The sequence below is a fragment of the Herbaspirillum sp. alder98 genome, from assembly GCF_020179755.1.
Classification (GTDB): Bacteria; Pseudomonadota; Gammaproteobacteria; order Burkholderiales; family Burkholderiaceae_D; genus Herbaspirillum.
This window is the reverse complement of record NZ_JAIUCY010000001.1, coordinates 337,682-363,348: the sequence shown is the minus strand read 5'-3', so window position 1 is coordinate 363,348 and position 25,667 is coordinate 337,682. Positions and strand designations below refer to the sequence as shown.

Below are 25,667 nucleotides of genomic sequence, written 5' to 3'. Positions count from 1 at the left end.
GTAACGCGCGCGGGCGCCGCGGGCCGGCTACCCGCGCCGCGCCATTTCCTGTTCCAGGAAACGCCAGATGCCCGGGTCGCCCATCGACGCCACGTTGATGCGCATGCGGGTCGACGGCAGCTGGGCCGGCGAGAACAAGGCGCCCGGCGCCAGCAGGAAGCCCTGTTCCATGGCGCGTTCGGCCAGCACGTTGGTGTCGCAACCGGCGTCGACCCACAGGAACATGCCGCACGAGGGCGGCTCGCCGACATCGATGCCGATGCGTTCGAGCTGGCGCACCACCTTGTCGCGCACCCCGTCGAGCCGTCCCCGCAGGCGTTCCGCATGCTTGCGGTAATGCCCTTCGGACAGCACCTTGTAAGCCACCCGTTCACCGATCTCGCCGGTGGTGAGCGTAGCCAGCATCTTGCGGTCGGCCAGCTGGCGCGCCAGTTCGGTCGAGGTGGCGATGAAGCCCACGCGCAGGTTGGCCGACAGCGTCTTCGACAATCCCCCCAGGTAGATCACCCGCTGCAACTGGTCCAGCGAAGCGATGCGGGTAGCAGCCTGCACTGCCGGGCCGGGGTGCATGTCGCAATAGATGTCGTCCTCGACGATGGTGAAGTCGTATTCCTCGGCCACGCGCAGGATCTGGAACGCCTTGGCCGCCGACAGCGAGGTCGAGGTCGGGTTGTGCAGCACCGAATTGATCACGTACAGCTTGGGCCGGTGCAGCGCCGCCAGCTCGGCCAGCGAGGCAATGTCGGGGCCGTCGGCGCCGCGCGGGATGCCGATCACGCGCGCCCCCAGCGCGGCGAACGAGCCGAACATCAGGAACCACGCCGGATCGTCCACGAAGATCACATCGCCCGGACGCAGGAAGTGGCGCGCCACCGTATCGATGCCTTGCGTCACGCCGCTGGTCAGCACGATCTGCTCGGGACCGGCCGCGATCTCGTGTTCGGCCAGCTTCAGTTGCAACTGCTGGCGCAGCGGCAGGAAACCTTGCGGCGTGCCATAGCCCAGCAGCAGCGACGGGTTTTCGCGGCTGACGGCGCGCAACGCATTGGCGATCAGTTCGCCATCGAGCCAGTCGGGCGGCAGCAGGCCGCCGCCCGGCATCTTGTGGGGCGGCAGCTGGCGAAACATGTTGCGCACCAGCCAGACCACGTCAACATCGTCGGGTGCCGCCACGGGCGCTTGCTGGGTGCTGCCGAAGCCGGCGCCGATGGAGCCGCCGGCGCGATCCTTCACGTAGAAGCCGGAACCGCGCCGCGATTCGAGAAAGCCTTGCGCCACCAGCCGGTCATAGGCCTCCACGACCGTAAAACGCGATACCTCATGGGTGTCGGCGAACTGCCGGATGGACGGCATGCGCGCGCCGGTACGCAAGAGCTTGTCGTCGATGCGCGCGCGGATGCTACGCACGATCTGTTGCACCAGCGACTCGCCGCCCTCGCGTGACAGCGTCGGCCAGGCCGACGCCGGGCCAGCGGGCAGGGCAGGCGGCGGGATATCTGCAATGGCGGAGCGGGTGCGCTTGACTGTATTGGTCATTTTGCCGTGACAATAAGTAAGGTTATTTGGCTAAGTGTATCGGTGCTGTACTGGTATTGTCGATTACGATGGCTGACATTGCAAGACCAGAAGCACCACACCGCCAGGAGACACTTCATGACCATCGCCATACCCACCGAATCGATCGCTTCCGCTGCCGCTGCCGTGCATGCCGCCCGCGACCTGCTGCCCGGCCTGGCCGAGATCGAGCGTGCCGCCCAGGTGGTGTATCGCGGCATGGCGCCGACGTCGCAGCTGTCGTGGCCGTTGTTGAACCGTGCGCTGGGCGCCGAGGTCTGGGTCAAGCACGAGAATCACGCGCCGACCGGCGCCTTCAAGGTGCGCGGTGGCATGGTGTACATGCAGCGATTGGCACGCGAACAGCCGCAGCTGCGGGGCGTGATTGCCGCCACCCGTGGCAACCATGGGCAGTCGGTCGGACTGGCGGCGGCGCATGCCGGGTTGCCCGCGACCATCGTGGTCCCGCAGGGCAACAGCCGCGAAAAGAACGCTGCCATGCGTGCGCTGGGCGTGGAGCTGATCGAGCATGGCGCCGAGTTCCAGGAAAGCCGTGAACACGCGGCCCGGCTGGCGCACGAACGGCAATTGCACATGGTGCCTTCCTATCATCGCGACCTGGTCGCCGGCGTGGCGACATACTGGATGGAGTTGCTGCGCGCGCAACCCGATCTCGACGTCCTGCTGGTGCCGATCGGGCAGGGCTCGGGCATGTGCGGCGCGGTTGCCGCCCGCAATGCGCTGGGCTTGAAGACCCGCATCATCGGCGTGGTGTCGGCCCATGCATTGGCCTACAAGCTGTCGTTCGAGGCCGGTCGCAGTATCGAGTCGCCGGTGTCGACCAACATCGCTGATGGCGTCGCCTGCCGGGTGCCCGACCAGGCCTCGCTGCAAGTGATGCTGGCCGAAGTCGACGAAGTCGTGGCGGTCACCGATGACGAAGTGATGGATGCCATCAAGCTGCATTTCATCACCAGCCACAATGTGGCCGAAGGGGCCGGCGCTTGCGCCCTGGCCGCTGCCTTGCAGTTGCGTGGGCGGCTGCAGGGAAAGAAGCTGGGCGTGACGCTGTCGGGCGGCAATATCGATCATGACGTGTTTGCCCGGGTGCTGGCGCGGCGCTGCGAAGTGGCCGATGCGCTGCTGCAATCGGGGAGCTGACATGGAGGCGCTGTTGCCGCTGGCCTCGTTTGCCCTGGTCTCGTCGATCACGCCGGGGCCCAACAACATCATGCTGACCTCATCCGGCATCTGGTTCGGATTTCGCCGCTCGTTGCCGCACATGCTGGGTGTGACCGCCGGTTTTGGCCTGCTGGCGGCGCTATGCGCAATCGGTATGGGCAGCCTGCTGCTGGCTGTGCCGGGCATGGCGCTGGTACTCAAGGCGCTGGGCTCGGCCTATCTGCTTTGGCTGGCCTGGCAACTGTGTCGCATGCGGATAGGGGGCGCTGCTGCGGCCGGGGCCCGTCCGATGTCGTTCTGGGGCGCGGCCGCATTCCAGTTCGCCAATCCCAAGGCATGGGTGATGGGCATCACCGGCGCGGCGGCCTTCATGCCGATGCTGCATAACCTGCCCGTGGCGCTGGCGATCCTGCTCTACTGCCTGGTGTTCTGCGCGATCAACCTGCCGTGCGTGTCGCTGTGGGCGGGTGCCGGTGCGCTATTGCGTCGCTACCTGGAGCGGCCGTTATGGGCCAGCCTGTTTGCGGTCTGCATGGTGACGGCCACCTTGTATTCGGCGCTGGCGATCTGGATCTGAATAGAATAATCAAACGGAGAATAACCATCATGCAGGGCCAGGGAAAAACGGCGGGCATCGCACCCGTCATCGGCAAGAAGAGTAACGAAACACGAGGCATGTGGCTGGGCCTGGCAGGGGTGGCGATCTTCAGCCTCACGCTGCCGGCCACGCGGATCGCCGTGGCAGAAATGGATGCGATATTTTTTGCGCTGGCGCGCGCGGTGGTCGCCGCCGCCTGTGCCATTGCGTTGCTGGCTTACACCCGGGCGCCGCTGCCCACGGCGCAACAGTTTCGCAGCCTGGTCATCACGGCGCTGGGTGTAGTGATCGGCTTTCCGCTGTTTTCTTCGCTGGCCATGCAGCACGTGCCGGCCTCGCATGGGGCGGTGGTGCTGGGCGTGCTGCCGCTGGCGACCGCCTTGCTGGGCGCATTGCGCTTCGGCGAACGACCCTCGGCCGGATTCTGGCTGGCGGCGCTGGTGGGCAGCGGCATGGTGGTGGCGTTTGCCCTGCGCCAGGGCGGCGGCAGCTTTCATGCGGCCGACCTGGCGCTGTTCGCTGCGGTGGCCGCAGGCGCCATGGGCTATGCCGAAGGTGGCCGGCTGTCGCAGAGCATGGGCGGGCCGCAGGTGATCTGCTGGGCGCTGGTCATCTCGTTGCCGGTGACCTTGCCGATATCGGGCGCCATGGCCTGGCAGCATGGCTTGTCGGCCGGGCCGGCGGCGTGGGTTGCGTTCGGCTATGTATCGTTGTTCTCGATGTTCATCGGCTTCTTCTTCTGGTATCGCGGCCTGGCGCTGGGCGGCATTGCGCGGGTGGGGCAGGTGCAATTGCTGCAACCCTTCCTGACCTTGCTGGGCGCGGCGCTGGTGGTGGGCGAGCCGATGGATGCGAGCAACCTGCTGTTTGCCCTGGCGGTGATTGCGGTGGTGGCGGTCGGACGTCGCATGGCGGTTCGCCGCTGAGGGTTTGACCGGCCTCGCAGGCGGCATTGCGAGCCGTGGCGCAAATCGCCGCCGGGCGTGATTGTCGGGCCAAAGTCCAGGATATTTGAGATAATCGAAGACCTTTTTTTCAACTGCCGTGCACTTCCCGGGCAACCCCCGTGGCTGGTGCGACGCAAAAACAGGAGTACCGCATGTCCGTATATGAAAAGCTGAAAGCGCTCAACATCGAACTGCCAGCCGTGGCAACCCCGGCGGCCGCCTATGTGATGTACGCACAGACCGGCAATACCGTGTTCCTCTCGGGCCATCTGGCCAAGCAGGATGGCAAGGTATGGGTCGGCCAGCTGGGACGCGACATCGGCACCGACGATGCGAAGCAGGCCGCGCGTGCAGTGGCGATCGATCTGATCGCCACCCTGCAGGCAGCCTGTGGCGGCGACCTGACCCGGGTCAAGCGCATTGTGAAACTGATGAGCCTGGTCAATTCGACCGGCGAATTCACCGAGCACCACCTGGTGACCAATGGCGCCTCCGAGCTGATCGGCGAGATCTTCGGCGAAGCGGGCAAGCATGCCCGTTCCGCCTTCGGCGTGGCGCAGTTGCCCATGGGCGCCTGTGTCGAGATCGAGATGATTGCCGAGATCGCCTGATCGTCTTCTGTGATTGGCGCGCCATCACCGGTGGCCCCCTGGCAAGACCGCGCGACCGCAGCCGCGACTGGGATCGAGATCGATCTCGCCGGCTGTCCGGTCGCCTCAGATAATTCGTAGAACCGATATGAAACTCGAAAACCCCGCACCACTGCAGTGGCAGTTCTCCCATCGCGCCGAGCAGATGCAAAGCTCCGCGATCCGCGAAATCCTGAAGGTGACGATGCGTCCTGACATCACCTCGTTCGCCGGTGGCCTGCCATCGCCCCAGACCTTCCCGGTCGAGCACATGAAGGCCGCCTTCGACCGCGTGCTGACGCAGCAGGGCAAGGTCGCCCTGCAATACGGCCCGACCGACGGCTATCTGCCGCTGCGCGAGTGGATCGCCAATTCGTTGTCGACCGATGGCGCCCGGATCCTGCCGGAGCAGGTGCTGATGGTGTCGGGTTCGCAGCAAGGCCTGGATTTGCTGGGCAAGGTGTTGATCGACGAGGGCAGCCGTGTGCTGGTCGAGACGCCGAGCTACCTGGGTGCATTGCAGGCTTTCTCGTTGTACGGCGCCAAGTTCGAATCGGTGCCCAGCGATGAAAACGGCTTGCTGCCAGACGCGATCGAGCCGATCGCCGCCGGCGCGCGCATGCTGTACTCGCTGCCCAATTTCCAGAACCCGACCGGCCGCACGATTCCGACCGAGCGTCGCATCCAGCTGGTCGAGACCTGTGCTCGCCTGGGCCTGCCGCTGATCGAGGATGATCCGTACGGCGCGCTGAGCTATCGCAATGCGCCGTTGCCCAAGATGCTGACGATGAACCCGTCCGGCGTGATCTACATGGGCTCGTTCTCGAAGGTGCTGACCCCGGGCATTCGCCTGGGTTACGTGGTGGCGCCGCGTCCGTTGATTCTCAAGATGGAACAGGCCAAGCAAGCGACCGACCTGCACACGGCCCAACTGACGCAGATGGTGGTGTATGAAGCGATCAAGGACGGTTTCCTCGACCAGCACGTACCGACCATCCGCAAGCTCTATGGCGACCAGTGCGAAGCGATGCTGGGCGCGCTGCAAGAGTTCTTCCCGGCCGGTTGCAGCTGGAGCAAGCCTGAAGGCGGCATGTTCGTCTGGGTCACGCTGCCGTCGCACATCGACAGCAGCACGCTGTTGAACGAAGCGGTCGAGCAGGAGAAGGTGGCCTTCGTGCCGGGCGCGCCGTTCTTCGCCAACGTGGCCGAAAAGAACACCATGCGCCTGTCCTTCGTCACGGTGTCGCCGGAGCAGATCCGCGCCGGCGTGCAGCGCCTGGGCAAGCTGATCGCATCCAAACTGTAAACGGACGAAAATGAAAATCGAGAACCTGCCTTTCGGCACCACTGACTGGAGCACCGTAGCCGCCACCGAGCATCCTGGCGACACCGGGCATGCGACATGGCGCACCGTCAAGTTCGGCGAGATGCGTGTGCGCATGGTCGAGTACACGCCGGGTTATCTGGCCGACCACTGGTGCGTCAAGGGACACATCCTGCTGTGCCTGGAAGGCGAACTGCATACCGAACTGGAAGATGGTCGTACCTTCGTCCTCAAGCCGGGCATGAGCTACCAGGTGGCCGATAACGCCGAGCCGCACCGGTCGTCGACTGCAATCGGGGCGAAGCTGTTTATCGTCGACTGAGTAGTTGGTCACTGGTTGGTGTAATGCACAAGGCCCGCATCTTTGGATGCGGGCCTTGTTGTTTGTGCGCGCAGCAGGGGAGATTGCTCAGCGCCCGGCCCCCGCATCATCCAGCCGCACCGTCTCCCCATGCTTCAAGGTGACGAACTCGTCCGCCGGCAATCCAGCCTCCTTCACTGCCTCGGCCAATAAGCCGGGTGGTTCGTCCAGCGGCTCGTCGGCTAATTCGAACGTGCCCCAGTGCATGCCGATGGAGCGCTTGGCGCGGACGTCCTGGTGGATCTGCACCGCCTGTTTCGGGTCGACGTGCTGGTTTTGCATGAACCAGCGCGGGGCGTAGGCGCCGATCGGCAGCAAGGCCAGGTCGAAGCGTTCGAAGCGCTCGCCGATGTCGCGGAAATCCTTGGAGTAACCGGTGTCGCCGGCGAAGTACACCGAGAACGGTTCCTGGCCCGCCGGTACTGCCTGGCCGCGCGCCTGCGCGTGCACGTCGCGAAATACCCAACCGCCCCAGAGCGATTCGGAGCGGTCGAACAGGCCGCGCGCCGACCAGTGGGTGGCGGGGACGAAATAGATGTCGAGATCGTCCTGGGCGATGCGGTCCCACCAGTCCAGCTCGCGCACGTTGGTGATGCCGAGATCATTCATCCAGTCGAGTACGCCCAGCGGCACCAGGAACAGCGGCGGTCCACCCGCCTGCCGGTTCAGTTGCTCGACGCTGGCCCGGTCAAGATGGTCGTAATGGTTATGCGAGATCACCACCAGGTCGATATGCGGCAATTCGGCAATGGTGGCCGGCAGCGGCACCTTGCGACGCGGACCGATGAACGAGAAGGGCGACGCCCGCTCCGAAAACATGGGATCGGTCAGCACGTTCTTGCCGCCGATCTGCAGCAGGAAGGTGGCGTGGCCGATCCAGGTCACGCTGGGCTGGCGATGATTGGCGTTCAGCCAGGCCAGGTCGGGACGCACCACAGGAAACTTGTAATCGTTGGCGGGCGGCTTCGGGTTGCCCTCGACCAGGCGCTCCCATTGCCACTTCCAGAATGAGCCGCGTGCAGATTGCGGGTAGTTGTTTTGAAAACCCGTTTCGGTGCGATTGGACTTGTTAGGCTCGTAATACTTGCTGGAGGAAGAACATCCCGCCAGCATGGCTGCCAGCGCCACGACGCCCACCAACAGGGGGCGCGTGCGCGATGGCCGGAGGGAGTGGCGCAAGGGGGGCATGGACAGGGCGCAGTTGCGCGATCAATGGCGATGGCCGCCATCGTAGCAGGTAAGCCCGGTTGCCGATGCGCCGAACTGATCCGTGATTGCGGCCGGCTAGGCGCTCACGTATTGCGCCAGGCCATGCCCGAACGACCAATTGCCTTTGTCGCCTTCGACCAGGCTGATCATCACATCTTGCGGACGTACCCCGGGGTCGCGCCCCAGTTTGTCGACGATGCTGGCAAACAGGGCATTCTTCTGCGCCTGGTTGCGGGTGTTGCTGATGGTCAACTGGATCAGCACGAAGCCGTCGGAGCGTTCTATATCCATGTAGCTGCGGCTGAACACCAGTTCGTCGGCATCGTGTTCGGTCAGCACCATGAAACGGTCTTCGTCCGGCACGTTGAAGTTCTCGCGCAGGGCCTGGTAGATGCCTTCGACAATGGCGGCACGGTAGGGGCGGCTCTGCCCGCGCAGCAGGGATATCCGGACCAGTGGCATGACGTTCTCCTTTTCTGTTAGCAATGTGATGCATGCTAAGCTGCCACTATCATTAGAAAAATAACTTGATAAGTATTTCAATGATTTATTTATCGAATCATTGAATGGAGCGTTTCATGGAAAAACCACTCGATCTCGACGCCGTACAGGCCTTCGTGCTGGCGGCCGACATGCAAAGCTTCACGCGCGCGGCCGAAGCGCTGGAGAGCACCCAGTCGGCGGTCAGCCTCAAGATCAAGAAGCTCGAGCAGCGCCTGGCGCGGCGGCTGCTGGAACGAACGCCACGGCGCGTGCAGCTATCGAGCGACGGCGTGCAGTTTCTGCCGGTGGCGCGCGAGTTGCTGGCGGTCCATGAACGGGCGCTTGGGCAGTTGCAATCCGAGCGCGTGCGGTTTTCGGTGGGCATCAGCGATCACGTGGCCGGCAACGGCTTCGCGGCGGTGCTGGCGCGTGTGAACCGGCATGATCCGGGCGTGGTGATCGAGGTGCGCATCGCTCCTTCGCGCGAGATCATGCAGCAGTACCAGCGCGGCGAGCTCGATGCCGCCATCGTGCGACGCGAGCCGCATGACGAAGAAGGGCAACTGGTGATGCAGGAAAGGATCGGCTGGTTTGCATCGCCCACCTGGCAGCACCTGCCCGGTGAGCCATTGCGCCTGGCCACGTTCTCGACCACTTGCCGGATCCGCGACCTGACCCTGCAGCGGCTGGACGAGGCGGGGATCGCCTGGGCCGAGGTGTTCATCGGCGGCGGCATTCATGCGGTGGGCGCGGCCGTCTCGGCGGGACTGGCGGTGTCTGCCCTGCTGGTGCGCACGGCGCCGGCCGATGCGATCGAGGTCGGGCCGCAGCTGGGGTTGCCGAATATGCCGCTGGCCCAGGTGGTGCTGCATTCGCGTCTGACCCAGGGGCGCACCCGTGACATGTTGCGGGTGTTGGTGGCGACCATCAAGGCCGGCTAGCGGCCCGGGGTTATCCCTTGGCGGCAGCGGGCGTCAGCCGACCGGTGATGCCCAGCCGGTTCAGGCCGTTCATCAATGCAATGGCGATGGTCAGGTCGGCGTATTCGCGTTCGGTGAAATGGCGGGTGACCGCTTCGTAATCGGCATCGGCAGCGCCGCCCTGGTCGATGCGGGTGACCACTTCGGCCCAGGCCAGCGCGGCCTGCTCACGCGGGGAAAAGAGCGAGCCGGCTTCATGCCATACCGGCACCAGCATCAACTTGTCGATCGTCATGCCGCCCTTGAGCAGGTCGCGCGCATGCTTGTCGATGCAATAGGCGCAACCGTTGATTTGCGACACGCGCAAATAGACTAATTCGATCATGGCCGCGGGCAGGCTGCAGTCCCCCATATAGGAATTGACGGCCAGCAAGCCCTTATACGGTTCGGTGGCGTGTTGGTAGAGGTCGATGCGTGCGCTCATGATGATTTTCCGGGTGGTTAAGAGCGATCATCATGCCGTGTCTTGGTCTAGTCGATAAGCGCCAAGAACTGCCATTTGGAATGGTCCATGATTGCCCTACCTTACAGCAGGTCGAGGATGCGTCGCCCGAGCCGTTGCGCCTCTTCATGCGAAGTGATGTTGGTAAAGCCCAGCATCAGCATGGCCGGCAGGTCGGGGCGTTTTTCCAGCGTGCATTCGGACAAGGCCCGGCTGAACATGCCGGCGTCCCGCATCCGTTGCGCCAGCAGCCGGTCCGAACGACGTCCCTTGAGTCGCATCAGCAGGTGCATGCCGCCCGGTGTGGTTTGCAATTGCACGGCCCGGCCCAGCACGTCGCCAAGTCCGGCTGCGGCCAGGTCGCGGCGTTCGGCATAGAGCCGGCGCATGCGCTGGATGTGACGCGCGAAGTGTCCTTCGGCCATGAAGGCGGCCACCGTCTTTTGAATCGACACCGGGCAGCCGCCAGAAAAACAGCGTGCCGTCTCTTCGAAGCGGGCCACCTCCGACGACGGCACCACCAGGTAAGCCAACCGGATGGCCGGAAACAGGACCTTGCTGAAGGTGCCCGCGTACAGCACGCGGTCATCGCGATCCAGGCTTTTGAGCGAGGGCAATGGCCGGCTGTCGTAGCGGTATTCACCATCGTAGTCATCCTCGATGACCCAGGACCGATGGCGCACCGCCCAGTCGAGCAAGGCAATGCGTCGCTGCAGCGACAGCGTCACGCACAGCGGGCTCTGGTGGGCCGGCGTCACCAACGCGGCACGCGCCTGCGGCGCCAGCCGAATACCGTGCTCGACCTGCAGTCCCTGGGCATCGACCGGTACCCCCACCAACTGCATGCCGGCGCTGCGCAGCAGGGCGGCCGACGGCGGATAGCCCGGATCCTCCATCCAGACCTTGTCGCCCGGATGGAGCAGGGCGCGTGTGATCAGGTCCAGGCCATCCCGGTAGCCGGCGGTGACGAAGACCTGTTCGGGAGCGCAGGAGATGCCGCGCGACAGGTGCAGGTAGCGCGCGATCTCGACGCGCAACGGCGCCAGTCCTGCCGGCGGCGGATAGAGCATGTCGATGCTCCGGGTCGCTCGCGCCTCGCGCGCGCTGAGGCGTGCCCATATCTTGCGCGGGAAGGCGTCCAGCGCCGGCACCCCCATCTGGAACGGGCGCGGCATGGCTGCCGACGGGCCGCTGTCGGCATGCGTCTCCACCTCGTGCAGCGGTCGTGGGGCAGGCTGCACCGATGTCGATGCGGCTGCGGCGTGATGGCGTACCCCGGGGGCGACGATGGTGCCAGCCTGCCCACGGGCTTCGATATAACCTTCGGCCGTCAGCAGCGAGTAGGCGCTTTCTATCGTGCCACGCGCCAGGCCCAGCTCGGCGGCCAGGGCGCGCGCCGAGGGAATGCGGTCGCCAGGCTTGAGCAGGCCATCGGCCATTGCGCGCCGCAATCGGGTATAGATCTGGCGGTAGAACGGCGTATCGGCGGCAGGTTGCAGCTGGAGGATGGCGTCGGGGAGCGTGGTTTTCATGGCCTAGTCAGAATGTTATTTCTTGGCTCTTCAGATTATGCCATCACATCACTACGATGCTTCATCCGCACTTCGCATTAAAAAGGAAACCATGCAAAACCGTCTGCTGGAACTGACCCGAAAAGAATGGCAAATCAGCGACCCTGCGCTGCGCCATGCCGATAGCGAGACCGACCGTCGCGCCTGTTATGTCGTCATGCGCGAACTGCGCCCGCACCTCGATAGCGAAGCCGAATTCATCGAGCGCACCACACGCGCCGCCGACGAAAGCTATCGCATCCTGGCCGCCTGGGAAGAGGGCAAGGTGGTGGCGCTGGCCGGCTACCGCTTCCAGGAGAACCTGGTCTACGGACGCTTCCTGTACGTCGACGACCTGGTCACGGCCGGGCATGCGCGCTCGCAGCGCTGGGGTGAACGGCTGCTGGATGCCCTCAACGCGGTGGCTGGCGAAGCCGGCTGCGCGCGCCTGGTGCTCGACACCGGCATGGCCAATGCGCTGGCGCAACGTTTCTATTTTCGCCAGGGCTTGCTGACCAGTTCGATGCGCTTCGGCCGTGCCATCGGAGGCGCCGCATGAAGATACTGCACGTCTCGGTCAGCCCCAGGGGCGAAGATTCAAATGCATGGTGGCTCTCGCAGCAGATCATCGGGCGCTTGCACGGCAGCGTGACCGTGCGCGACCTGCATGCCAGTCCGGTGCCACACATCGATGCCGATTATGCCGACGCGCTCGGCTCGCCCGTCGAGCCTGGCCACGCGGCAGCGGCGCGCGGTTCGCTGGCGCTGTCGGAGCAACTCATCAGTGAAGTCGAGGCTGCCGATTGCCTGGTGATCGGCACCCCGATGCATAACTACACGGTGCCGTCCTCGCTCAAGGCGTGGATCGATCATGTGGTGCGGGTGCGGCGCACGTTTGCCATCACGCCCGATGGCAAGGTCGGCCTGCTGCGCGACCGGCCGGTCTACGTGGCGATTGTCTCCGGCGGCGGTTTCAGCGGGCCGCAGGCGCAGCAGCCTGATTTTCTGACGCCGTATCTGAAGGTGGCGCTGGCGACCATCGGCTTGCACGACCTGCGCTTTTTCACGATGGAAAGACTGGCCGCCGGACCGCAGGTCATCGCGGCCGAACGCGAACGGGTGGCAACGGCCTTGATGCAGCCGGATTTTTTTTAAGAAAAATCCCTTGAAAAGAAAAACGGGCGTCCATAGATCGGTACCAGCAGATGCTCGATGTTGAGGTCTGCGACAAAAACATCGCTTACTTTTAAAAGGATATTTTTATCATGCGTACTTTCGATTTGTCCCCTCTGTACCGTACTGCCATCGGCTTTGATCGCCTGGCCCAGATGTTCGACAACGCCCAGCGCAACGATCAGCCGAGCTACCCGCCCTATAACATTGCACTGGTGGCCGAAGACAAATATCGCATCACGATGGCCGTTGCCGGCTTTTCCCGCAGCGAGATCGAGATCGAGACCGAGAACGAAACCCTGAAGGTGGTTGGCCGCAAGCAGAAGGAAGACCAGCAAGTCAACTTCCTGCACCGAGGCATCGCCGCCCGCGATTTCGAGCAGCGCTTCCAGCTGGCCAACCATATCAAGGTAACCGGCGCCAGCCTCGAAAACGGCCTGCTCAATATCGAGCTGGTGCGCGAAGTGCCTGAAGCGCTGAAGCCACGCAAGATCGACATCGGTGCCGGCGACAGCAATGTCCAGCGCCTGGAAAAGGTCGCCGCCTGATCCGGTTCAGTCAGCTTGAAGTGAGTTAGTCCAACGCCCGCCTATGCGGGCGTTGTTATTTTTTGCGGCGCCAGCAGGCTTTTTAAATTTCGGTATAATCGCCGCAAATATTCCCGGCGACCTGCCGGAAATACGTAAGCGTTCACGTCAACCAACGCGTCTATCCCGGCAAATTTCCCGCGCATTCTCGTCGCAGGGTTTGCCACGACGCCATGGTGATTCACTTGAAACGACTTTCCCTTCGGGCATGCCTGCCCCTGCAGTTCGCCGCCCTTGCGGCCGCTCATTCCTCCGTTACAACCCGCGTAGTTCGACAGCCGTCGTTGCCGACGATATCGTCATTTCTTTCCCTGCGAGGCTGATCATGTCGACTTCAATCGCTTCAGTCGTACCCGACACTTCCTCGCGCCAGTTGCTGCCGCTGGTGGCCATCGTGTTCTCCGGTTTTCTCGCCATCGGCATTGCATTGCCAGCGTTGCCGCTGCATGTGCATGGCAGCCTGGGCCTGAGCGCCATGGTGGTGGGCTGGGTCATTGGCATCCAGTCCTTCGCCACCATCGTGACCCGTAAATTCGCTGGTTCCTATTGCGATCGCCACGGTCCCCGGCAGTCGGTCTCGATCGGCTTGCCATTGGCATCGATGGCCGGGCTGCTCTACCTGGCCTCGACCCTGATCGGCAACAGTCATGCCAGCCTGGCGCTGCTGATACTCGGGCGGCTGCTGATGGGGCCGGCCGAGAGCCTGTTCCTGACCGGCACCATGACCTGGGCCATCGGCCGCGTGGGTGTGGCCAGGACCGGCAAGGTGATGGCCTGGCAGGGCATTGCCATGTTCGCGGCGCTGGGCCTGGGTGGCCCGCTCGGGGTGGCGCTCCAGCAGACCTACGGATTTGCCGGCATTGCCTGCGGCACCATTGCGCTGCCCTTGCTGGCACTGGTGGTGGCGCGCATGTTGCCGGCGCTGGAAGTGGTGCGCGCGGCGGCGCAGGGCCTGTCGTTTGCCGGCGCGCTGGCGTTGATCTGGCGCTTCGGGTTGGCGCTGGCGTTTGCGGCGATGCCGTTCGCCATCCTCACCAGTTTCGTGGTGCTGTTGTATGGCGAACACGGTTGGGCCGGCGCCGGTTTTGCCATCCTGGGTTTTTCATCGGGCTACATCGGCGTGCGTCTGTTCTTTGCCCATCTGCCGGACCGACTGGGCGGCGCCCGGGTCGGAGCGGTATCGGTTGCCATCGAACTGTGCGCGCAATTGCTGCTGTGGCTGGCCAGCGATCCGTGGACGGCATTGGCAGGCGCGGTACTGACCGGGATCGGTTTTTCATTGGTGTTTCCGGCCATGGGCGTGCAGGCGATGGCGCGCGTGCCGGCCCATTCGCGCGGCCTGGCGGTGGCTTGCTTCATGGCATTCATCGATGTGGCGTCGGGGTTGACCGGGCCGATCGTGGGCGTGGTGATCGGCTGGTACGGCTACTCGGCAGCCTTCCTGGCCGGCGCGTTGGCGTGCGTGGCTGCACTGTTGGTGATGTGGTCGGGCCGGCGCGGTAGATAAAAAAGCCGGGGCTGACGTAACTTTCAGTTGACGCGCGTCAGTCGCGTGATTAATTTGTAAGTACAGGCAGCATGCTGCTCTTGTCGCGCGCCAATAAATTAACAAGAAAACAATGGCTAAAATATATTGCCCTGCGTATATTGCGCCTGGGTTACAGGGAGAAACGCGTGAACGACATTCAATACCAGCATATCAATCCAGAGCCTTTGCTGGATGCAGTAGGGGGCGACGTCGAAACTTGCCAGCACATGTTCAAGACCTTTGCGCAAAGTGCGCCGCCAACCTATGCGCGGCTCGAACAGGCGATGGCCGACGCCAATCATGACGCGGTGCGGCGCGAGGCGCACAGCCTCAAGAGCTCGACTGCGCTGGTGGGCGCCGAAGCCTTGACGGCACTCCTCAAGCGCATCGAGCAGCAGCCCGATGCCAGCGCGCAGCGGGCTGAACTGGCCGAGCGTTTCAGCGCTGTGCTGGATGAAGTGCAGCATTACATCGATGGGCCAACGCCGGCTTGAGCGTCTGACAGCGTCCAGCGATCAGGCGGACCAACAAAAAAAATGGCTTCCGATGTTGCATCGGAAGCCATTTTCATTTTCAGTCGTCACCGGCCTGGCCGGTGATGTCCCGCCTTATTTTTCGCGGCTCAGATCGCTCGGCTTGAGCTTCGACTCCAGCGCCCGGCCCTTGCGGGCGCGCTTGCCGAAGTGGGGCGCCAGCGCCGCACCGGAGAGCGAGACGTCTTGCGCCTTGCCACCGCGACCGATGCCCGAGACGGTAACGCCTTTCTGGCTGATGGCAAGCGCCGCCAGCAGCTTCTCGTTGTTCTCGAGTTCGATCAGGTTCACGCCGCGACCGCCCGAAGACAGCGTCTTCAGTTCGTCCAGGCCAAACACCAGCAGGCGACCATTGCCCGACAGGCAGGCCACGGCGCCGGCGTCGGCTGCGACCGGGCGCGGGGCCAGCGGCAGCGCGCCTTCGTCGAGGGTGAAGAAGCTCTTGCCGCCCTTGACCCGGCCGAACATGTCGGAGGCCTTGGCCACGAAGCCGGCACCGGCGTCGGACGCCAGCAGCAGCACGGTGTCGGCCGGGCCGGCATGGTAGTGCAGCAGGTTGCTGCCGCTGGCCAGCTCCACCAGCGTGGTGACCGGCACGCCATCGCCACGGGCGTTGGGCAGCGCCGCCACGGCGATGGTATAGACCCGGCCGTTGGAGCCGAACGCCAGCAGGTTGTCCACGGTGCGGCATTCGAAGGCCGCATACAGGCCGTCGCCGGCCTTGAAGGTGAATTGCGCGGCGTCGTGGCCATGACCGGTGCGGGCGCGCACCCAGCCCTTTTGCGACACGATCACGGTCACCGGCTCGTCCACCAGCTTTTGTTCGAAGACGGCCTTTTCGGCTTCTTCGATGATGGTGCGGCGGGCGTCGCCGAACTGGCGGGCGTCGCCTTCGATTTCCTTGATGACCAGTTTCTTCATCGACGCCGGATTGTCCAGCAGGTCTTGCAGCGCCGTCTTTTCGCTGCGCAGTTCGGCCAGCTCTTGCGAGATCTTGATCGCTTCCAGCCGGGCCAGCTGGCGCAGGCGGATGTCGAGGATGTCGTCGGCTTGCCGCTCCGACAGTAGGAAGGCTTCGATCAGCGCCGGCTTGGGTTCGTCCGACTCGCGGATGATGCGGATCACCTTGTCGATGTTGAGCAGCACCGCCTCGCGACCTTCGAGAATGTGGATGCGGTCATCCACCTTCTGCATGCGGTATTGCGTGCGTCGGGTCACGGTATTGAAGCGGAACGCCACCCATTCGCTCAGGATATCGGACAGGCTCTTCTGGCGCGGGCGGCCATCGCCGCCGATCATCACCAGGTTCAGCGAGGCGCCGGTCTCCAGCGAGGTCTGCGCCAGCAGCGTATGCATGAACTCGGTCTGGTCCTGGTTCTTGGATTTCGGCTCCAGCACCAGGCGCACCGGCGCCTCGCGGCCCGATTCGTCGCGCACGGCGTCGAGCAGGCCGAGGATGGTGGCTTTCTGCGCCTGCTGTTCGGGGGTGAGCGTCTTCTTGCCCAGCTTGACCTTGGGATTGGTCAGTTCCTCGATTTCTTCCAGCACCTTCTGGCTCGACACGCCCGGCGGCAATTCGGTCACCACCGCCTGCCACTGGCCGCGCGCCAGTTCTTCGATCTTCCAGCGGGCGCGCACCTTGAGGCTGCCGCGACCGCTCTGGTACATCTCGGCGATCTGCGCCGCGGGGGTGATGATCTGGCCGCCACCCGGAAAGTCGGGGCCCGGGATCAGCTCCATCAATTCGCCATGCGTGATCTTGGGATTACGGATCATCGCCACGGCAGCCTTGGCCACTTCGGTCAGGTTGTGCGAAGGGATTTCGGTGGCCAGGCCGACGGCGATGCCCGAGGCGCCGTTGAGCAGCACGAACGGCAGGCGCGCCGGCAACTGGCGTGGTTCCTGGGTCGAGCCGTCGTAGTTGGGCTGGAAATCGACCGTGCCCATGTCGATCTCGTCGAGCAGCAGCTTGCTGATCGGCGTCAGGCGCGCTTCGGTATAACGCATGGCCGCGGCGCCGTCGCCGTCGCGCGAACCGAAGTTGCCGTGGCCGTCGATCAGCGGGTAGCGCAGCGAGAAGTCCTGCGCCATGCGCACCAGCGCGTCATACACCGACTGGTCGCCGTGCGGGTGCAGCTTGCCCAGCACGTCGCCCACCACTGCAGCAGACTTGCGTGGCTTGGCGGCGGCGTTGAGCGACAGTTCGTTCATCGCATACAGGATGCGGCGCTGCACCGGTTTCTGGCCGTCGGTGACGTCCGGCAGGGCGCGTCCCTTGACCACCGAGATGGCGTAGTCGAGATAGGCGCGCTCGGCGAAGGTCGACAGGGTCAGCGCATCGCCTTCGGGCGGCGGGGGAGGCGTCTGGTCAAACAGGTTGGCTTGATCGGTCATGGAGCTGGTCTGGTGGTGTTCGGTTTGGACTTGGTTAATCGTTGATGCCCGGCGCGCGCGGGGGCAGTGTCACCTGCAGGCGCGCCTGCCCGCCAGCGCGGGCGCCGGCAGTGGCGTTGCCTTGCGCACCGCCGGCCGCGCTTGCTGCGCCGGCGGGGAGGTACAGTTCATAGAAGCGCGACACCAGGCGTACATAGCCCTGGGTCTCGGGATAGGGCGGGATCTTGTTGCCGTACTTCTGCACCGCGCCTTCACCCGCGTTGTAGGAGGCGATGGCCAATTCCACATGCTGCGGGAACATCGCCATCAGATCGCGCAAATAGCGCGCGGCCAGGCGGATGTTGATCTTCGGGTCGGTCAGCTTCTGGTGCAATGTCTTGCGGCGGTCGCCTTGCAGCCCATAGCGCTCGGCGGTATCGGGCATGATCTGCATCAGGCCCACGGCGCCCTTGCTGGAGACGGCAGTGGCATTGAAGCCGGATTCGGTGGTCATCACGGCCTTGAGCAGGGCGGCGTCGAGGCCAAATTCGCTGGCCGCTTCGTTGACCAGGCTGTCGTACTTGCGCGCATCGCGATGTGCCAGCATGGTGCGCACAAAAGGCGGATCGGCCGGCATCACCGCGTCCTTGCTGTCCGAGTGATTCAGCAGCGAGGCGCTGCTGGCCATGACCTTGTTGGGATCGTCCACGGCCTGGGCATAGAAGTGGGAAGCCCCATTGGCGTCGGTATAGCGGTACACGATGGTATTGGGTTTGCCCTTGCCGCCGCCATCGCGGCTCCGATCGACGGCTTCCACGCGCATGTGCTGGACACCGTCGGCATCGGTGTAGCGGACCACTTGCTGCGACTGCACCGGCGCGGCACACAGCAGCAACGCCGCGCCCGGCAGGCAGAGAGCGAAGATGCGGGTGGGCACGGACGCGGCGCGCGGCATGTCAGATGTCTGCTTCGGCTTCGTTGCCGTGTTCCTCGATCCAGGCGCGGCGCGCGGCGGCTTCGCCCTTGCCCATCAGCATGGTGAAGCGCAGTTCGGCACTCTCCGGGCCGGGTTCGCCAAAGCCGATCGGCAGCAGGCGACGGGTATCCGGATTCATCGTGGTTTCCCACAACTGCTCGGCGTTCATCTCGCCCAGGCCCTTGAAGCGCGAGATGCTCCAGGCGCCTTCCTTGAGGCCGTCCTTGCGCAGCTTGTCTTCGATCGCCTCGAGTTCGCCGTCGTCCAGTGCGTACAGCTTTTGCACCGGCTTCTTGCCGCGTGCCGGCGCATCGACCCGATACAGCGGCGGGCGCGCCACGCAGATGTTGCCGTTCTCGATCAGCCTGGGGAAGTGACGGAAGAACAGCGTCAGCAGCAACACCTGGATGTGCGAGCCGTCCACGTCCGCATCCGACAGGATGCAGATCTTGCCGTAGCGCAGGCCGGACAGGTCCGGCGTGTCGTTCTTGCCGTGCGGGTCGACCCCGATGGCCACTGCGATGTCGTGGATTTCGTTGTTGGCAAACAGCCGGTCGCGTTCGGTTTCCCAGGCATTGAGGACCTTGCCGCGCAGCGGCAGGATGGCCTGGAATTCCTTGTCGCGGCCCATCTTGGCCGAGCCGCCGGCGGAGTCGCCCTCGACCAGGAACAGTTCGTTGCGCGAGATATCGGTCGATTCGCAATCGGTCAGCTTGCCGGGCAGCACCGCCACCCCGGACGACTTGCGCTTCTCGACCTTCTGCGCCGAGCGCAGGCGGCTTTGCGCCTGCTTGATGACCAGTTCGGCCAGCTTCTTGCCGTACTCGACGTGCTGGTTCAGCCACAACTCAAGGGCCGGGCGCGAATAGCCCGACACCAGCCGCACCGCGTCGCGGGAGTTGAGGCGTTCCTTGATCTGGCCCTGGAATTGCGGGTCGAGCACCTTGGCCGACAGCACGAACGACACCCGTGCAAACACGTCTTCGGCCAGCAGCTTGACGCCCTTGGGCAGCAGCGAGTGCATCTCGGCGAAGCTCTTAACGGCGCCGAACAGGCCTTCGCGCAGGCCCGATTCGTGGGTGCCGCCGTTGGAAGTCGGAATCAGGTTCACATACGATTCGCGCACCACCGCGCCGTCTTCGGTCCAGGCCACCACCCAGGCCGCACCTTCGCCTTCGGCAAAGCCCTCGGCGTCGCGGCCGGCATATTGCTCGCCCTCGAACAGCGGGATCAGCGGTTCGCCATTGCTCGATTGCGCCAGTTGCTCGAGCAGGTAGCCGCGCAGGCCCTGGTCGTATTGCCAGGTCTGGACGTCGCCGCTCTTGGCATTGGTGAAGGTGACCTTCACGCCCGGCAGCAGCACCGCCTTGGAGCGCAGCAGCCGTTGCAGTTCGCCCAGCGGGATCACCGGCGAATCGAAATACTTGGGGTCCGGCCAGACCGTGACCCGGGTGCCGGACTTCTTGTCGTCGCGTCCGGCCGGGCGCGACTTGAGCTTCTCGATCACGTCGCCGCCCGAGAACACCAGCGTGTGCACGCCGTTGCCCTGGTCGTCGCGACGCCAGACCGTAATTTCCAGGCGTGTGGCCAGCGCATTGGTGACCGACACGCCCACCCCGTGCAGGCCGCCCGAGAACGCATAGGCGCCGCCCGAACCCTTGTCGAACTTGCCGCCGGCGTGCAGGCGGGTAAACACGATTTCGAGCGTGGGCACCTTTTCTTCCGGGTGCAGGCCGACCGGGATGCCGCGGCCATCGTCCTCGACGCTGATGCTGCCGTCGACATTGAGGGTCACCGCGATACTCTTGCCGTAGCCGCCCAGCGCTTCATCGGAGGCGTTGTCGATCACCTCCTGGACGATGTGCAACGGGTTCTCGGTGCGGGTGTACATGCCCGGGCGCTGCTTGACCGGCTCCAGGCCCTTGAGGACGCGGATCGATGATTCACTGTAGTCGGACGGGGATGTTTTCTTGGTTGCCATGCGGGTGAGTAAGTGGTCGCCCCCGGCTGAGCCGGTGTCGGTATGGAAGGTGAAAGGTCAACATTGGCGCGCTTTCATGCGGGCTTGAAGCCCTTATGCTGCACTGCCAACTGCGCATTCTAATGAAAAATCGTCGACGCAGGCGGCGGTCGTTGCGAAAGCTTGTCGTTTTGACATCGGCGCACGGCCGAAGAAGAATGCGGGCGGCGCTGATGGCCGCCCGCGGAGAGGGGTGGTCAGTGTCAGCCGCGCAACAACGCTTCGACCGCCAGTGCAATCGACAGCAGGCGGCGGTCGTGACCGGCCGGCGCTGCCAGCGACAGGCCGACCGGGGCATTGCCGGCGGCGTGGCAGGGCAGCGAGACCGCGCAGCCGTCCAGGAAGTTGATCAGCGTGGCGTTGCGCAGCATCAGGCCGTTGGCGCCGTAGTAGGCCTCGTCGCTGGCCTGCAGGTCGGCGATCTTGGGCGCCACGATGGGCACGGTCGGCATCACCAGGGCGTCGAAGCCGTCCAGTTGCGCTTCGGTATTGGCGATCCAGCGGGTGCGGGCGTGGATCACGTCGAGCAGGTCGGCCGCGCCCATGTCACGGCCGCGCAGGATGCGCGACACCACGCGCTGGTCGTAGCCGTCGTGGTTTTCGGCAATCAGCTGGCGATGCCAGGCATAGGCTTCGGCGGCCGTGAAGCCGCCCTTGGCGTTGATGGCCGCCAGTTCGCCGAAGGCCGGCACGGCCTGCTCGACGATCACGGCGCCGGCCGCCGACAGCGCCGACAGCGTCTTGCGGTAGGCCGCGGCGACGGTGTCGTCGATGCCGTCCAGCACCACGTTGGTCGGCGCCAGCAGGCGCAGCCCGCGCAAGGGATGCGCCAGCGGCGCGCGATAGGGTTCGGCCGCCAGCACCGCGTCGACCATGGCGCAGCATTCGACGGATGCCGCCAGCGGGCCGATCGAATCGAGATAGACCGACAGCGGCAACACGCCCTGCATCGACACGCGGCGGGCGGTGGGCTTGAAACCGGTCAGGCCGTTCAAGGCCGAGGGGATGCGCACCGAGCCGCCGGTGTCCGAGCCGACGGCGGCAAAGGCCATGCCGTCGGTCACCGAGATGGCCGCGCCGGAGGAAGAGCCGCCCGGAATGCGGCCGCCGTCGACATCGCGCTGCCAGGCGTTGCGTGGCGTGCCGTAATGCGGGTTGATGCCCAGGCCCGAATAGGCGAACTCGGTCATGTTGGTCTTGCCCATGACGATCGCGCCGGCGTTGATCAGGTGCTGCACCGCCACCGCGTTGGCTTGCGCCACCGGCTTGCCGCGCAACACGACCGAGCCGGCCAGGGTGGTTTCGCCGGCCACATCGAACAGGTCCTTGACCGAGACCGGGATGCCGTCGAGCGGCGAGCGGCGCACGCCGGCCGCGCGCAGGGTGTCGGCGGCGCGCGCGGCGGCGCGGGCCTGGTCGGCATAGACGCTGGTAAATACCCGCGCGCCTTCGCCGTTGGCGTCGCTGATCTTCGCCAGGGCTTGTTCGGTCAGGTCGGTGGACGTGGTGCGGCCGCTATCGAGGTCGGCGGCAATTTGGGAGAGTCGGGGGTACATGGGGAGTCCGGTCGGTCGATGAGAAGGGGGAGTATCGCATCATAATCCGTCGTCCACCGTGAGCGGATCAGGACAACGGAATTCAACAACACCGTCGTCCCGGCGCAGGCCGGGACCCAGTGACTTTGGTGGTGCCGTGCAGGCTCTTGCAAGACGCTGGGTCCTGGCTTTCGCCAGGACGACGGGAAACAAAGACGGGTGAGTCGAGAAGCTTAAGCCATCTCCGCCAGCGACTCCGTCACATAGGCATGACGCAGCGAGCGGTTACGACGCGGATCGAACAATTCCATCGTAAATGATGCCGCCGCGCGGATGCCGCCGATGGCGCCCACGGTGCCGCAGGTCATGCCGCAGCCTTCAGGCAGCGTGGCGCTGCCTTCGGTGAAGCGGGCGATCAGGTCGCCGGGCGTGCGCAGGGATGCCAGCGGGCCTTCCTGGTACAGCACGGTGCTGCCGTTTTCCTCGATCCAGGAGCGGATCACCAGCTCGTCCCAGTACTCGACGACATCCGACAGCTTCCAGGCGCCGGTGGCCACCGGCTTGATGCAGGCCTGCTTGGAAAACGCCACGCTGTGCGCTTCGAGCTTGCGGTCGGTGTGGTCCGAGGCGATGCTCACATACAGCTCGCCGCCGGCGTTGAAGACGAAGGTCTCGACTTCGCCCGACGATTCGGCGCCCAGCACCTGCACGTCTTTTTGCTGGCTCAACTGGTTGGCCGCCACGCGGTAGAACAGCGGCACCGCGCTCGGGCGCGAAATGCCCAGCGCTTCGAGTTCTTCGATATGGTGCTCGATGGCAGCCATGTCACGGCCGGCCCAGCCAGCGATGACCAGGTTGTTGATGTCGGCGTCCAGGACGCCATTGTCGGGCAGGGAAAAAGTCAGCTTCATGATGCGTACCTCTAAGTAAATTGAACGTGCTTGTTGCCGGTGTTACTGCTGCTTCTTGACGAACACCACCACCAGGAAGCTGGCCAGGAATTCGAGCGCAGCCACGAAATACAGTCCCGACGACAGCGAACCGGTGCTGGTCTTCAGGGCGCCGATCATGTAGGGCGCAACGAAGCCGGCCAGGTTGCCGATCGAGTTGATCAGGGCGATGCCGCCGGCCGCAGCAGTGCCCGCCAGGAACGCCGCCGGAATCGACCAGAACACCGGGAATGCCGCCAGGATGCCGATGGCGGCGACCGTCAGCGAGATCAGGGCGATGGTGGCGTTGCCCAAGGTCAGGCCGGTGGCGACCAGGCCGACGGAGGCGATCAGGGTGGCCACGGCGCTGTGCATGCGGCGCTCGCCGGTCTTGTCCGAATGGATGCCGTTCCACACCATCGCCAGGGTGCCGGCGATGAACGGAATGGCCGAGATCAGGCCGATCTGCAGCGTGCCCTTGATGCCGATTTCCTTGATGATGGATGGCGCCCAGAAGGCGATGGTGGCATTGCCGCTGACCACGCAGAAATAGACGGCGGCGCAGATCCAGACGCGGTAGTTGCTACAGGCATCCTTGAACGAGAGGTGCTTGCCGGCGCCGGTGTTTTCGGCGACCAGGGCTTGCGTGACCGCTTGCTGTTCGGCCGCTGTCAGCCAGGGCGCATTGACCGGCTTTTCGGGCAGGTACTTCAGCACCAGCAGGCCCGCCACCAGCGAAGGAATGCCTTCGAGGATGAACAGCCATTGCCAGTTGGCCAGGTGGCCGACGCCTTCCATGCCGCTCATGATGAGGCCGGCAATCGGGCCGCCCACCGCGCCGGCGATGGCAAACGAGGTCATGAACAGACCGTTCACGCGAGCCCGGCGCTGGGCCGGGAACCAGTAGGTCAGGTACAGCACCACGCCGGGGAAGAAGCCGGCTTCGAACACGCCCAGCAGGAAGCGCAGGACATAGAACGAGGTCGGGGTGGTGACATAGGCCATCGCCATCGAGGTCAGGCCCCACAGGATGGTGATGCGGGCCAGCGTCTTGCGAGCGCCGATCTTTTCCAGCAGCAGGTTGCTGGGCACTTCGAACAGGAAGTAGCCGATGAAGAAGATGCCGGCGCCCAGGCCGTAGATGGCTTCCGAGAATTGCAGGTCCTGCAGCATCGACAGCTTGGCGAAGCCGACGTTGACCCGGTCGATCCAGGCCAGCACGAACAGGAACACCAGGAATGGAATCAGGCGCCAGGCGATCTTGCGATAGGTCGCGTCCATCGCTACCGGTTGCCCGGCCGCGCTGGCGGTTGTGGAATAAGTCATGTACTACCTCCCTTGAATTTGAATGTCGACGAACCGGTGGTTCGCCCCGTGTCTGGCAAGCTCAGCTGTTTTTTTGTTGTCGCCGCAAGTGGGGCGCTTAAAGCAAGTGGGTCGCTTAAATTCAGTATGGGGAGCGCAGGCGAGCGCTGTCCAACAAGAAAATGTGAACGGAAACGATTGAAAAATCTTATGAGCAAAAATGGGCCGCCGCATGCCCCTGGATGGTGCTTTGCAGCATGCGCGGCGCGGCGCCCGTGAGCGCGCTCAGGCTGGCGCCGGGTCGCCCGAAACAGCCTTTCCTGCGGCCAGCGGCGAGGGCAGGCGAGCGATCTCGTGGCCCCAATTGAGTGCAAAGTCGGAGGCCGTTTCTTGTGCGATGCGGGCCACGGTCTCGGTCAGCGGATTCTCATGGTCTGAGCGGAAGCAGGCGATCATCGCCAGCGCCGGAAACTCGGTGTCGACCCGCAGCAGGTGCAAGGTCTCTTCATTGAGTTCGCGCTGGATAATGGCCGGCGGCACCGCCGCAATGCCGAAGCCGTCGGTGGCCAGCCGGATCATGGTGGCCACCGAGGCAATGCAATTGATATGCAGGTCGCTGCCGCTGCTGGAGAACATGCGCTCGATGACGGCGTGCGGGCCCGAGTTGCGGGCAAAGCTGACCACCGGAAAGGCGGCCAGGTCCGACAGGCTCAGGGTTTCGCTGCCGATGTCGAGCTTGGGGCTGCACACCCAGCGCATGGGAAATTCGCACAGCGCGATATTGCTCACCAGCGGCCCGATCACCGGCTCGGCCTGCAGCACCAGGTCGAGGTTGCCCTTGCTGAATTGCTCGTGCAGGTGAATGGTGGTGTCGCTGGCGATCTCGATCTGCAGGCGCGGGAACGCCTTGTGCAAGCGCCCCAGGAAGTCCGGAAACCAGCTGTGCACGATCGACTCGATCACGCCGATGCGGATCACGCCGGCATAGACCTCGCGGTCCGACATGTCTTCCTTCATCTCGCGCATCAGCTTGACCATGCGCTCGGCATACACCAGCGCCTTGCTGCCATCGGCGGTCAGCGCCACCTCGCGCGCGCTGCGGTCGAACAGGCGCACGCCGAAGTCCTGTTCGAGCGAAGCGATGCGACTCGACACCGCCGCCTGCGTGGTGTGCAAGCGCTCAGCGGTCAGGCGGAAATTGCGCAGCCTGGCCAGCCAGACGAAGGTTTCTAGGAAGCGGATATTCATGACGGGGGGCGGGTGTGCGAAGAGGCGTATTTTAGCTGCTGCCGGCAATCGGAGGGTCCGGCGGGGCAGGTCTTTTTTGGTGCGTTGCAGTAAGAAAGACGTCGTCAAGCGCGCATTTGCAGTGCATTTGTCGTCTGATCGCGCAAGCTCATGGTGCGATATATCGATATTTGGTTTTTGAAAGTATTTTTTCTTTACTGC

At 64.3% G+C, this 25,667-nt stretch carries 24 protein-coding genes; 12 read left to right on the top strand and 12 right to left on the bottom strand.

Annotation, left to right across the window (positions count from 1 at the left end):
• Positions 1-27 precede the first annotated feature (27 nt).
• A complete protein-coding gene (locus tag LBW87_RS01730) occupies positions 28-1,536 on the bottom strand; it encodes a PLP-dependent aminotransferase family protein (protein ID WP_225199703.1) in 1,509 nt (502 codons plus the stop codon).
• A 117-nt stretch (positions 1,537-1,653) separates the two neighbouring features.
• Here LBW87_RS01730 and LBW87_RS01725 point away from each other — a divergent pair, with 117 nt between their 5' ends.
• From LBW87_RS01725 to LBW87_RS01700, 6 genes are all read left to right on the top strand, one after another.
• Entirely contained in the window at positions 1,654-2,715 is a 1,062-nt protein-coding gene (locus tag LBW87_RS01725; protein ID WP_225199702.1) for a threonine dehydratase, read from the top strand.
• Between the two features lies 1 nt (position 2,716).
• The gene (locus LBW87_RS01720; RefSeq protein ID WP_225199701.1) at positions 2,717-3,313 is read left to right on the top strand and encodes a LysE family translocator; all 597 of its coding nucleotides are present in this window, start codon (positions 2,717-2,719) and stop codon (positions 3,311-3,313) included.
• Between the two features lie 29 nt (positions 3,314-3,342).
• On the top strand, positions 3,343-4,260 hold the full coding sequence (locus LBW87_RS01715; RefSeq protein ID WP_225199700.1) for a DMT family transporter: 918 nt from the start codon (positions 3,343-3,345) through the stop codon (positions 4,258-4,260).
• A gap of 173 nt (positions 4,261-4,433) precedes the next feature.
• On the top strand, positions 4,434-4,892 hold the full coding sequence (locus tag LBW87_RS01710; RefSeq protein WP_225199699.1) for a RidA family protein: 459 nt from the start codon (positions 4,434-4,436) through the stop codon (positions 4,890-4,892).
• 127 nt (positions 4,893-5,019) lie between these two features.
• Positions 5,020-6,216, top strand: a complete 1,197-nt coding sequence (locus LBW87_RS01705) for a PLP-dependent aminotransferase family protein (protein ID WP_225199698.1) — start codon at positions 5,020-5,022, stop codon at positions 6,214-6,216.
• Between the two features lie 10 nt (positions 6,217-6,226).
• A complete protein-coding gene (locus tag LBW87_RS01700) occupies positions 6,227-6,556 on the top strand; it encodes a DHCW motif cupin fold protein (RefSeq protein ID WP_225199697.1) in 330 nt (109 codons plus the stop codon).
• 87 nt (positions 6,557-6,643) lie between these two features.
• On the opposite strand, the gene LBW87_RS01695 is transcribed toward LBW87_RS01700, so the two are convergent.
• A complete protein-coding gene (locus LBW87_RS01695; RefSeq protein WP_413927600.1) occupies positions 6,644-7,783 on the bottom strand; it encodes an MBL fold metallo-hydrolase in 1,140 nt (379 codons plus the stop codon).
• A gap of 96 nt (positions 7,784-7,879) precedes the next feature.
• Positions 7,880-8,266, bottom strand: coding sequence for a tautomerase family protein (locus LBW87_RS01690; protein ID WP_225199696.1), 387 nt, complete (start codon positions 8,264-8,266; stop codon positions 7,880-7,882).
• Positions 8,267-8,382: 116 nt separating this feature from the next.
• On the opposite strand from LBW87_RS01690, the gene LBW87_RS01685 reads away from it, so the two are divergent.
• The gene (locus LBW87_RS01685; protein ID WP_225199695.1) at positions 8,383-9,228 is read left to right on the top strand and encodes a LysR substrate-binding domain-containing protein; all 846 of its coding nucleotides are present in this window, start codon (positions 8,383-8,385) and stop codon (positions 9,226-9,228) included.
• A gap of 10 nt (positions 9,229-9,238) precedes the next feature.
• On the opposite strand, the gene LBW87_RS01680 is transcribed toward LBW87_RS01685, so the two are convergent.
• Positions 9,239-9,691: a carboxymuconolactone decarboxylase family protein gene (locus tag LBW87_RS01680; RefSeq protein ID WP_225199694.1), complete on the bottom strand. Its 453-nt coding sequence runs from the start codon at positions 9,689-9,691 to the stop codon at positions 9,239-9,241.
• A 101-nt stretch (positions 9,692-9,792) separates the two neighbouring features.
• Positions 9,793-11,241 (bottom strand): PLP-dependent aminotransferase family protein, encoded by a 1,449-nt coding sequence (locus tag LBW87_RS01675; RefSeq protein WP_225199693.1) that lies wholly within the window; start codon positions 11,239-11,241, stop codon positions 9,793-9,795.
• Between the two features lie 91 nt (positions 11,242-11,332).
• Here LBW87_RS01675 and LBW87_RS01670 point away from each other — a divergent pair, with 91 nt between their 5' ends.
• From LBW87_RS01670 to LBW87_RS01650, 5 genes are all read left to right on the top strand, one after another.
• On the top strand, positions 11,333-11,818 hold the full coding sequence (locus LBW87_RS01670; RefSeq protein WP_225199692.1) for a GNAT family N-acetyltransferase: 486 nt from the start codon (positions 11,333-11,335) through the stop codon (positions 11,816-11,818).
• Positions 11,815-12,414, top strand: a complete 600-nt coding sequence (locus LBW87_RS01665) for an FMN-dependent NADH-azoreductase (RefSeq protein WP_225199691.1) — start codon at positions 11,815-11,817, stop codon at positions 12,412-12,414. Before LBW87_RS01670 ends, LBW87_RS01665 begins: the two co-directional genes overlap by 4 nt.
• Positions 12,415-12,524: 110 nt before the next feature.
• Complete coding sequence (locus LBW87_RS01660) at positions 12,525-12,980, top strand: Hsp20 family protein (protein WP_225199690.1); 456 nt, start codon at positions 12,525-12,527, stop codon at positions 12,978-12,980.
• A 364-nt stretch (positions 12,981-13,344) separates the two neighbouring features.
• Positions 13,345-14,526, top strand: coding sequence for an MFS transporter (locus LBW87_RS01655; RefSeq protein ID WP_225199689.1), 1,182 nt, complete (start codon positions 13,345-13,347; stop codon positions 14,524-14,526).
• Positions 14,527-14,693: 167 nt separating this feature from the next.
• A complete protein-coding gene (locus LBW87_RS01650; protein ID WP_225199688.1) occupies positions 14,694-15,041 on the top strand; it encodes an Hpt domain-containing protein in 348 nt (115 codons plus the stop codon).
• A gap of 114 nt (positions 15,042-15,155) precedes the next feature.
• On the opposite strand, the gene parC is transcribed toward LBW87_RS01650, so the two are convergent.
• The 7 genes from parC to LBW87_RS01615 form a co-directional block, all read right to left on the bottom strand.
• A complete protein-coding gene (gene parC / locus LBW87_RS01645; RefSeq protein WP_225199687.1) occupies positions 15,156-17,474 on the bottom strand; it encodes a DNA topoisomerase IV subunit A in 2,319 nt (772 codons plus the stop codon).
• Positions 17,475-17,508: 34 nt separating this feature from the next.
• The gene (locus tag LBW87_RS01640) at positions 17,509-18,408 is read right to left on the bottom strand and encodes a lytic transglycosylase domain-containing protein (protein ID WP_225199686.1); all 900 of its coding nucleotides are present in this window, start codon (positions 18,406-18,408) and stop codon (positions 17,509-17,511) included.
• A gap of 1 nt (position 18,409) precedes the next feature.
• Complete coding sequence (locus tag LBW87_RS01635; RefSeq protein WP_225199685.1) at positions 18,410-20,410, bottom strand: DNA topoisomerase IV subunit B; 2,001 nt, start codon at positions 20,408-20,410, stop codon at positions 18,410-18,412.
• 242 nt (positions 20,411-20,652) lie between these two features.
• The gene (locus tag LBW87_RS01630; RefSeq protein ID WP_225199684.1) at positions 20,653-22,005 is read right to left on the bottom strand and encodes an amidase; all 1,353 of its coding nucleotides are present in this window, start codon (positions 22,003-22,005) and stop codon (positions 20,653-20,655) included.
• Between the two features lie 212 nt (positions 22,006-22,217).
• A complete protein-coding gene (locus LBW87_RS01625) occupies positions 22,218-22,895 on the bottom strand; it encodes a DUF2848 domain-containing protein (protein WP_225199683.1) in 678 nt (225 codons plus the stop codon).
• Between the two features lie 42 nt (positions 22,896-22,937).
• Complete coding sequence (locus tag LBW87_RS01620; RefSeq protein WP_225199682.1) at positions 22,938-24,239, bottom strand: MFS transporter; 1,302 nt, start codon at positions 24,237-24,239, stop codon at positions 22,938-22,940.
• A gap of 264 nt (positions 24,240-24,503) precedes the next feature.
• Positions 24,504-25,466 (bottom strand): LysR family transcriptional regulator, encoded by a 963-nt coding sequence (locus LBW87_RS01615; protein WP_225199681.1) that lies wholly within the window; start codon positions 25,464-25,466, stop codon positions 24,504-24,506.
• Between the last annotated feature and the right edge of the window lie 201 nt (positions 25,467-25,667).